At 57.5% G+C, this 240-nt stretch carries 1 protein-coding gene; it reads right to left on the bottom strand.

The features are described 5' to 3' along the window. On the bottom strand, window positions 1-240 hold a 240-nt coding region (locus Q4563_RS22265), incomplete at both ends, for a MotA/TolQ/ExbB proton channel family protein (protein WP_303606093.1).

Genomic DNA, 240 nt, shown 5'->3' with positions numbered 1-240 from the left:
GCCACCAGGCGGTCGGCAGAGCGATCCAGCAGCAGGTATTGCAGCCCCAATAAAATGCTGCAAACCAGCCCGACCAGTGTGGTATTCATCGCCACGCCCATACCGGTGGTCATTTGCTGCATCAGGACTTTCAGGTCAGACGTATCCAGATTCTCCAACCCCGACACCGACCCCAACATCAGCATAAAGCCGACCACGGTTCCCAGCAGCCCCAGCTTGACCAGGACACCGGTCATAAAC

This window comes from Gilvimarinus sp. 1_MG-2023, assembly GCF_030548285.1.
This window is presented reverse-complemented; position numbering and strand designations above follow the sequence as displayed.